We start from the raw sequence: 7867 nt of genomic DNA, 5'->3' as shown, positions 1-7867 counted from the left end.
AACATCGGGCTAATGCTTGCGTCCACGCGTAGATGTCGCGCTCGCTTGCGCCCGTCGCCGAGACGATACCGACGGACTGTTCTGGCATCTCTCAGCGATTACACCAAGTCGTAGTCTGTGTTGGCATGAGAGCTCGTCGTGATGCGCTTCAACCGGCAGGTTCTCCCTAGCAGGGTGCTGCAAAACGGATGATTTTCGAGATGAGGACGGAGTTCAGGGCAAAGTGGCAGGCGAGCAGGGGGCCGTGTAAAACTTCTCGCAGTCGCATTTTGTCTTTCGGCACTGCGCCCTGCTCTCGATCCTGTCTATGTAGCGGCCTCCAGATGGGCCAAGCGCAGCAGGTTGAACGCTGCAGCCCACAGGTAGGCTACCTGCTGAATCTTCCAGCGGCCTACGTGACGCACTTTGCGCAGCCCGCCAGCTTGCTTCATCCAGCCGAACATCTGCTCGATCTTCTTTCGTGCTCGCTGACTCAGCGCATATCCCTGGGTCTTCATCCGCCGCAGCATGCGGCGGCGCGCGTCTCCTGCGGGACCTTGGCTGATCACGCGCTCCGCGGTGAGCGGCACGTGCGGCGTGACGTGCAGGTCTTCTTCCATCGTGCGCAAAAACTCGCCCGCCTCGAATCCGCGGTCGGCACCCACGGTCTTGGGCTTGATGCCGTGCCGCCGCGCCAAGCGCCGCAACAGCTTTTCCGCCGTGTCTCGCTCGGCGTGCCCGTCAGCCACGGCGATGGCGATGTCCAAGCACAGCCCATGCCGGTTCTCCATCAAGGCGTGCCCGCTGTGGCAGAGCAGCGCCGCCATGCCCTTGCTCTTCCGCGCCAACCGCGCCTCGGGATCGGTCGTAGACTGATGCGTTTCATTGCGGCGCTTCTCGCCGCGAAAATCCACCGAAGGATTGCTGCCGTCTTGGGCGGGCGGCTTGTTCACCCGCTCTTCCTTGGGACGAAAACTTTTCAGCGAGGCCCAGGACTGGATCAGCGTCCCGTCCACGGTGAAGTGATCGTTCGAGGCGTACTGCTCGACCAGCGCGCTGGCCACCACGCGTTCAAAAAACTTCTGCACCAGCCCGTGCCGCTCGAAGCGCTCGCGATTGTGGGTGAACGCCGTGGCATCCCACACCGCTTGGTCCGGGTCCAGATCGCAGAACCAGCGGTACAGCAAGTTCCAGTTGATCGCGTCCACCAGACGCCGCTCCGAGGGAATCGAGTACAGCGCTTGCAGCAACAGCGCCTTCAGCAGCGCCTCCGGCGGAATCCCCGGACGCCCCGTTTCGCTGTACGCCGCATCGAACACGCGCTGCATCTGCTTCAGCACCTCGTCGGCACGGTGCTTGATCGCGCGCAGAGGATGAACTTTTGGCAGCCGCTCTTCCGTGTTGGCCACGAAAAACATCGGATTCTGCAATTTGGGATTTCCGCGCACGAAGTGCTCCTGTCTTTCAGAGAATCGCCGCACAAATTGCGGCGTTCAAGCTTCGTGCAAACTAAACTGCAATCACAGCTCCAAACACGGAGTTTTGCAGCACCCTGCTAGGGTCGCCGGATCGAATTTGCCGCGGATTCCGATCACTTCAACGCCTGGACAGGGTCGACCACTTCGAGAAACGGAAACTGGTGGAAGTCCGTGTCCCGGGTACAAACCCGGCGAATTCCATGCTCGCGCATAAGAATTGCGGTATGTGCGTCGTGGACGAGATTCCCGGCGAGATGGGGAAGCTCCCGGATAACCTGCCGAGCGACTTCCGGGTGCCGCTCCGTAGCCACAAGGACGCTGAGCCCCGGGGAAGCGAGAAGGGCCTCGACGAAACCCCACGCCTCTGGCGCATCCCAAGGGCGCCTCATCACTCTCGGGTGAGTGACCACCCGCAGAAACTCATACATAATCGCCCATGTGGTATACCAAGCGTCGGCACCAACTCGCTGCCGCTCCAGCCAGTTCCGGCATGCGGAGTGAAACTGCGAATTTTGGTCGGCGGCATATACCAGAATATTCGTGTCTACGACCAGCACTAACGCCCTTCCATTGCTTGGTAGAGAGCGTCACGGCGTGAGACGTCTACCAGCATGCCGCCGCTCCGGAACGTGGGCAGGTCTGGCATGCGCCCGCGTTTGTTGGTCGGGCGAAATAGCATGCGCAAGGCGACCTCGACGAGCTCGGACATAGTGCGCTTCTGACGGGCGGCTTCGCGCCTGAGCTGCGCCATTACAGTTTCATCGATGTTCAGAGTGGTCTTCATATGGAATACCATATCATTGATATGGCTGTATGTCTAATCCGGAATGGCCCCGTGTCGGCGCGATTCCAGTCCCGCGTTGAACAGCCCTCCTACACCTTTTTGACCTCGCCTTCTTTGGTGCGACTCGTGGGGGAAATTCCGTTGCCCTCGACTTGGGGAGGAATTCCCTAACCCACGCAAGTGAGAATCGGACTGATCGTGGTTGACTGAGCCCTCCGGAAGCACGTTTGTAGCCATCTCGCGGGCCGACCTGCGGGGCATATCCTTCAGCGATAATTGACTAGCTGGACGCAGCCCAGGCTCGCGTCTATCGACGCAATTATCAGTCGATACTACTATTGTGTACTAATGCTGTAATAATGCTCCAAGATGGAGAGTACCTGTGACTATTCGTGAGCTCGGCCTACATAATAACAAGCCAATCGTTGAAACCGCTTCGATCGAAGTAAACGGCTTGCTATTCGAGATGATGCGAGATCCAGGCGGCAAGTTGGTGCTCGCAATTTTTGATCCTGCCACAAACAGCGTTCGGATGGCCACCAAGTACATCGAATCCCCGGCGTACGCCTACAAACCACTCCGAGAAGATGAAATCACGAACCACGTAAGGTTTGCACGCAGTGCATCGCCGCTCGAATCTGAGGTCGCGTTGCTTCGCGAGGTCGAAGCTTTCCTCGGAAAATGTATCGATGTCGAGGGCCGTCATCGATCGCTTTTAGCTGCGTTCGTCCTGAGCACCTGGTTCGTCGATCAGCTTCCGATCGCTCCCTATGTCGCCCTTGTCGGGCTGCCGGGGTCGGGAAAATCGACGGCGCTGCATGCTCTTTATCTGCTGTGTCGCTGCGGACTAATGACTTCCGATATTTCATCTGCCGCGTTCTACCGCGCCTGCGATCGCCTGATGCCCACACTCTGTTTCGATGAAGCCTCGACGGCAGATCATCAACGGAGTCTCTTTCACCTTTTGCGCTCCGGCACCTCTCGCCACAATTTGGCTTTTCGCGAAGGCCGCTCCTATAGCGGATACGGTGCGAAGGTCGTCGTGTGGACTGAAACTCCGGAAGATGCTGCATTGAATAGCCGCTGCATCATGATTCCGATGCGTGAGACCGACGGTACCGATCTGCCGAGGACTACCGATCCAGAAATCATCGACGCAGCAGACCAACTACAAGCCAAGCTCATGTTCTTCCGGCTTTCTGCCTATGCAAAGTTGAAGCTCTCGGATATTCCGCCAGCGGAAGGGCTGCGATCGCGGGACCGCGACCTCTATCAGGCCTTGGCGCTGCCTATTAGCAAACATCCAGAGACCTGCGCCCGCCTGCTTGAGTGCTTCGAACACGAGCAGAACCTTGACCGGGAACCTCTGCCGCCCAACCAACTTGCGGTGCTCGAGACCGTCTTCCGTCACCTCCACCTGCAGCCCGACGAACGCGCGTATAGACTCCGCGCGCTGACGCCCGATGTCAACGCAGCGCTTGCCATCGCAGGTGAGCGTTTTCGCATGAACGAACGTGCCATCGGTAGTGCGCTCAATGGGCTCGGACTTCCTCGTCGGAAGCGTAACAGCACGGGATATGTGGTGCTGATTGATCGCGCGGAACGCAAGCGCGTACACGCGTTGCTCGAAGGATATGGGTTGGAGCCTCCATCCTCTTTCCTTCCTGAGGAGTTCCCGGTGGACGCCTGTGAATTCTGCCGAGCAGACGGCCCTCTAGACGATCCAGCGGTTACCAAGTCAGAACCTCTAGATCCGCCCATTGGTCCCCGAGCGAACGGCGGTGAACATGGTCAACGAAACGGTGAACGGCGGGATCTTCCTGGCAGCAATGGTGGCACGCCCGGCCCGATCCAACCAGAAGCCCCATTAGATCAGCACATTATGGGCAGTCGAAGCGGCCTCGATGAGGGCGCCGATGAACATAATGAACATAGCGAACAAGAAAACGGTAAGGATACACAGGCGAAGAGCCCATCGCCGGAAAACCAGGACGACGCTGGACGCGCCGCAGGGAAGCCGCAAGATCCCGAAACGCGAGAAATGAGCACCGTATCTATTGAGCTAGGTTAAACTTATAGCGACATGCCCGATCCAAGCGGCACTGACCAAAGCGCGGATGGCAGGGAATTTACCTCGCCTGCGAATTTGGAGAGGACCGCCAATGGCGAGCCTAGCAAGCCGGATCACGGCGAATGACCGAATAACTCTTTACGGTTCCCGAATGATCCGCTCCCGGTAACAAAAATATAGAAATACTCGCAATTCAGCACATAGATCACGACGGCTGGTCCGGGCCAACCCCGGAGCACTGTCGACGACAAAGGAGGCCAGCAACGCGGGCGACAGTTCGCCGAGCGAATTGATACCCACTCGTTTAAGGTAAGCGGCGAAGCGATTCAGGTCGTGAACGTAACGGTAGATTGTGCTCTCACGTAGCCCTCGTTCTTCGCGTAGGTATTCAAAGAATCTCGGCACTTGGGCCTCCAAGAGTAAAGACTTGTGCTGTCGTTTTGGTCTGACGTGGCCATCGAGTGCCAACTGCGGCATCTGCCGAACTGGGTTCTGGGCATCGTATAAGAATTTGGGACGAGCTTTTGTCGTTTTCGAGTTCACTCCGTGCCTGTCTACCCAGCACGAGGCGAATTCCCCCACCTGCAAAGCAGCAGAAGTGAGATCGGTGGCACCGCGCTGCCTGGCGAAATCAGCAAAGTGACAGAGAAGGGGAACCCGACGAAAGACATTGCGATCGGCATAGCCCTGAGCCTGCATCCACTCAACGTAGCGCTCGACCTGCGGGGCTAGCCAACTGGCACGGATCCGATCGATCGTTGATGGCTTGACGAAATACTGTTCGAGCATGACAACCTCCATTCAGGGATTTCAAATGGAGGTTCGTCATGCTTCCGACCCGGCTCGTTATGTGGCCTTTAACCGGACGGAAACCAATCCTGAGGGGTCCCCTCTTCTGTTTCGGACACATAACGCGCTGTGCCACATGACTACGATTTTGTTCCCGGGAACAAAATCGTAGAGAATCTGCCGCGGCACTCTCTCGAAATAAGCAAAGACGCGCACGTGTCCTTCCAGAAACGCTTCCGTCGTCTCCGCCGGAAACACCGCCACGAAGCAGTCGTCCGACTGCGGCAAATCCATCGCAAAGTAGTCCGCCTTGCATTTCACCCCGGCGATAATCACCCAGGCTTCTCCGAAGTCCGCTTGTGCTTGCCCAGGAGCGGGGGTCAGCGGCACGAACATCTCCCGTGTCCGCACCTGCTGCAAACGCACGTAATCGGAAAAGTCCGGTTCGATTGATCTCCAGATTGACAATGTAGCGTCATGACGCTACATTATGAGCATGAAGAGCGTAGGCATTCGCGACTTGAAAAATAAATTGAGCGAATACGTTCGCGAAGTCCGGTCCGGTGAAGCAGTGCTGGTAACGGACCGCGGAGAAGTGGTCGCAGAATTGATTCCGCCGGGACCAGGCGACGAACGGGGCGTGCCTTCGGCGCTGCTGGCGCTGGCACGGCGGGGCCATGTGACATTGGGCGTTTCAAACGACGCACCCGTGTATCCGAAACTCCCCCGCCTCCTGAAGCGGAATCGCGCTGTGGAGCTGCTCAACGAGGAGCGTGGCGCGCAGTGAATGTATATGCAGAATCCAGTGCCGTGCTCGCATGGCTACTCGGTGAGGAAACCGGCCACTCTGTGCGCGAGATCCTTCAGCACTCAGAAGTCGTGATGGCGTCCGATCTCACACTCGTAGAATGCGATCGCGTGCTCATTCGTGCGGTCAGGATCGGAGAAGTCGATGAAGCTGCGGCCGCGGACCGCCGATCCCACTTGAATGCTGCGGCTGGGCACTGGCACGTATGGCGAGTCACTCCAGAAATTGTTGAGCGCGCGAGACAGCCGTTTCCCGCTGAGCCCATCCGGACGCTCGATGCGATTCACCTGGCATCGGCATTGGCCGTGCGATCGACGGTTCCCGGAGTAGAACTCCTGAGTTTGGACGAGCGTATTCGCCGAGCCGGAAAGGAACTGGGATTTCGCCTCCGGCCTAAGTAATACCCAGAAACTCGACGGATCAATGTGGGCTCGAAGTGCGCTCCGGGCAGTCGTGGCGCCTCGACATCCTCTCTTCCTTCGGTCGGTTCCTGGAGAGGAATGTCCTGGAGTCGCGCCGCAAGGCTGCCTGGCTGCTTCGAAGGAATCGGGCTGGGCGAAGGCGACGGAGCTAGCGAAGATCACGCCGGCAGGAACAGAGTTTTGAAACTGCCATCTGGTTGCGCCAGGCGCACTCGATGCAGACGGCAGAGTTCAAACGCGACGTAGACAAACACCTACCTGATCGGGAAGGAACGGAACTCTGGGAGCTCTTTTGAATAGGGTGCGGAGCCCGGAGGATGGTGATCGTCCATTCCGGGAGATCGTGATCACGATTCCGGACTGAAGATGATCATCGATTCCAAGTTGATCGGGATTAGTTCATCGCGGTCTCCGGAACGGTGATCACGATGATTCCGGCGCGTTTTCCATAAACTCCGCGCGCTGACGCCCGAAGTCAACGCAGCGCTTGCGACCGCCGGGGAACGCTTTCGCATGAACGAAGGTGCCATCGGTAGTGCGCTCTATGGTCTCGGACTTCCTCGTCGGAAGCGTAACAGCTCGGGGTACGTGGTGCTGATCGACCGCGCGGAACGCGAGCGCGTGCACTCGCTGCTCGAAGGATACGGGTTGGAGCCTCCATCCTCTTTCCTTCCAGAGGACTTCCGGATGGACTCGTGTGAGTTCTGCCGAGCAGACGGCCCTGTAGATGGTCCAGCGGTTACCAAGCCAGAACCGCTAGATCCGCCCATTGGTCCAAGAGCGAACGGCGATGAACATAGTCAACGAAACGGTGAAGGACGAGGCCTTCATGGCAGCGGTGGCCGCGCCCCAGGCTCAATCCGACCGGAAGTTGCGCCAGATCAGCAGATTACAGGCGGCCTAGCCGATCTTGATGGTAGTGCCGATGAACATAATGAAGGTAGTGAACGAGAAAATAGCAAGGATACACACGTGGGGAGCCCATCGCCAGAATACCCGGAGGACGACAAGGGGGACGCCGCTGGGAAGCCGCAAGATCCCGAAACGCGAGAAATGAGCACCGTATCTATTGAGCTAGGTTCAACTTATAGCGACATGCCCGATGCAAGCGACACTGACCAAAGCACGGATAGCAGACAATTCACCGTGCCTGCGAAGTCGGACGGGGCCTCCGAAGGTGAATCTAGCGAGTCGGACGATGGCGAGTAACCGACCGACACGTTTCCGGATACATATTACTTCAAAGCCCTAGTTTGCAGGTCGCATAGGAAGAATGTGCAGCTAATGCAGCGCGTTCGCGCTGGCGGCAAGCCTTCCGGGCACCTGCCTCTGATACCTTCGCATCGGCTGCCGGTGCCGCTGTTCGGCCCATATACAGCCAGCCAGCAGAAAGTGCTTCTATTCTTTTGTCGTGATTCAGTCAGAGCAATGGCCGGAAATGACGCGAATGCGTTGACACCCGGCCGTCTTTTCAATCAAGGTGTTCGGCGCGCGGTTTCAGAACATTTGGTAGGGAAGGAACCTTATGGCCGCAGG

8 protein-coding genes and 1 pseudogene are annotated in these 7867 nt (G+C 58.0%); 4 read left to right on the top strand and 5 right to left on the bottom strand.

What is annotated here, in order from left to right; translation table 11 throughout:
- Positions 1-305 precede the first annotated feature (305 nt).
- The 3 genes from VMU57_RS17545 to VMU57_RS17535 all read right to left on the bottom strand — a co-directional run bounded on the left by VMU57_RS17545 (position 306) and on the right by VMU57_RS17535 (position 2241).
- The gene (locus tag VMU57_RS17545; protein WP_325385766.1) at positions 306-1427 is read right to left on the bottom strand and encodes an IS5 family transposase; all 1122 of its coding nucleotides are present in this window, start codon (positions 1425-1427) and stop codon (positions 306-308) included.
- Positions 1428-1570: 143 nt separating this feature from the next.
- Entirely contained in the window at positions 1571-2014 is a 444-nt protein-coding gene (locus VMU57_RS17540) for a TA system VapC family ribonuclease toxin (RefSeq protein ID WP_325385764.1), read from the bottom strand.
- The gene (locus tag VMU57_RS17535; RefSeq protein WP_325385762.1) at positions 2014-2241 is read right to left on the bottom strand and encodes a ribbon-helix-helix protein, CopG family; all 228 of its coding nucleotides are present in this window, start codon (positions 2239-2241) and stop codon (positions 2014-2016) included. The genes VMU57_RS17540 and VMU57_RS17535 overlap by 1 nt, the downstream gene beginning before the upstream one ends.
- Before the next feature lie 382 nt (positions 2242-2623).
- Between VMU57_RS17535 and VMU57_RS17530 the strand changes: the two genes are divergently transcribed.
- On the top strand, positions 2624-4312 hold the full coding sequence (locus VMU57_RS17530; protein WP_325385761.1) for a hypothetical protein: 1689 nt from the start codon (positions 2624-2626) through the stop codon (positions 4310-4312).
- A 138-nt stretch (positions 4313-4450) separates the two neighbouring features.
- Here VMU57_RS17530 and VMU57_RS17525 read toward each other — a convergent pair whose 3' ends face one another.
- Positions 4451-5101, bottom strand: coding sequence for a site-specific integrase (locus tag VMU57_RS17525; protein WP_325385760.1), 651 nt, complete (start codon positions 5099-5101; stop codon positions 4451-4453).
- 165 nt (positions 5102-5266) lie between these two features.
- A pseudogene (locus VMU57_RS17520) lies at positions 5267-5536 on the bottom strand (IS21 family transposase); the annotation flags it as partial.
- A 55-nt stretch (positions 5537-5591) separates the two neighbouring features.
- Between VMU57_RS17520 and VMU57_RS17515 the strand changes: the two are divergent.
- The 3 genes from VMU57_RS17515 to VMU57_RS17505 all read left to right on the top strand — a co-directional run.
- Positions 5592-5888, top strand: coding sequence for a type II toxin-antitoxin system prevent-host-death family antitoxin (locus VMU57_RS17515; protein WP_325385759.1), 297 nt, complete (start codon positions 5592-5594; stop codon positions 5886-5888).
- The gene (locus VMU57_RS17510) at positions 5885-6310 is read left to right on the top strand and encodes a type II toxin-antitoxin system VapC family toxin (protein WP_325385758.1); all 426 of its coding nucleotides are present in this window, start codon (positions 5885-5887) and stop codon (positions 6308-6310) included. Before VMU57_RS17515 ends, VMU57_RS17510 begins: the two co-directional genes overlap by 4 nt.
- Positions 6311-7615: 1305 nt before the next feature.
- Positions 7616-7867, top strand: a 252-nt coding sequence (locus tag VMU57_RS17505; protein ID WP_325385757.1) for a hypothetical protein, incomplete at its 3' end; no start/stop codon positions are given.

Source organism: Edaphobacter sp. (assembly GCF_035532915.1).
Lineage (GTDB): Bacteria > Acidobacteriota > Terriglobia > Terriglobales > Acidobacteriaceae > Edaphobacter.
The sequence above is the reverse complement of the archived record's forward strand: the minus strand, read 5'-3'. Positions and strand labels throughout refer to the sequence as shown.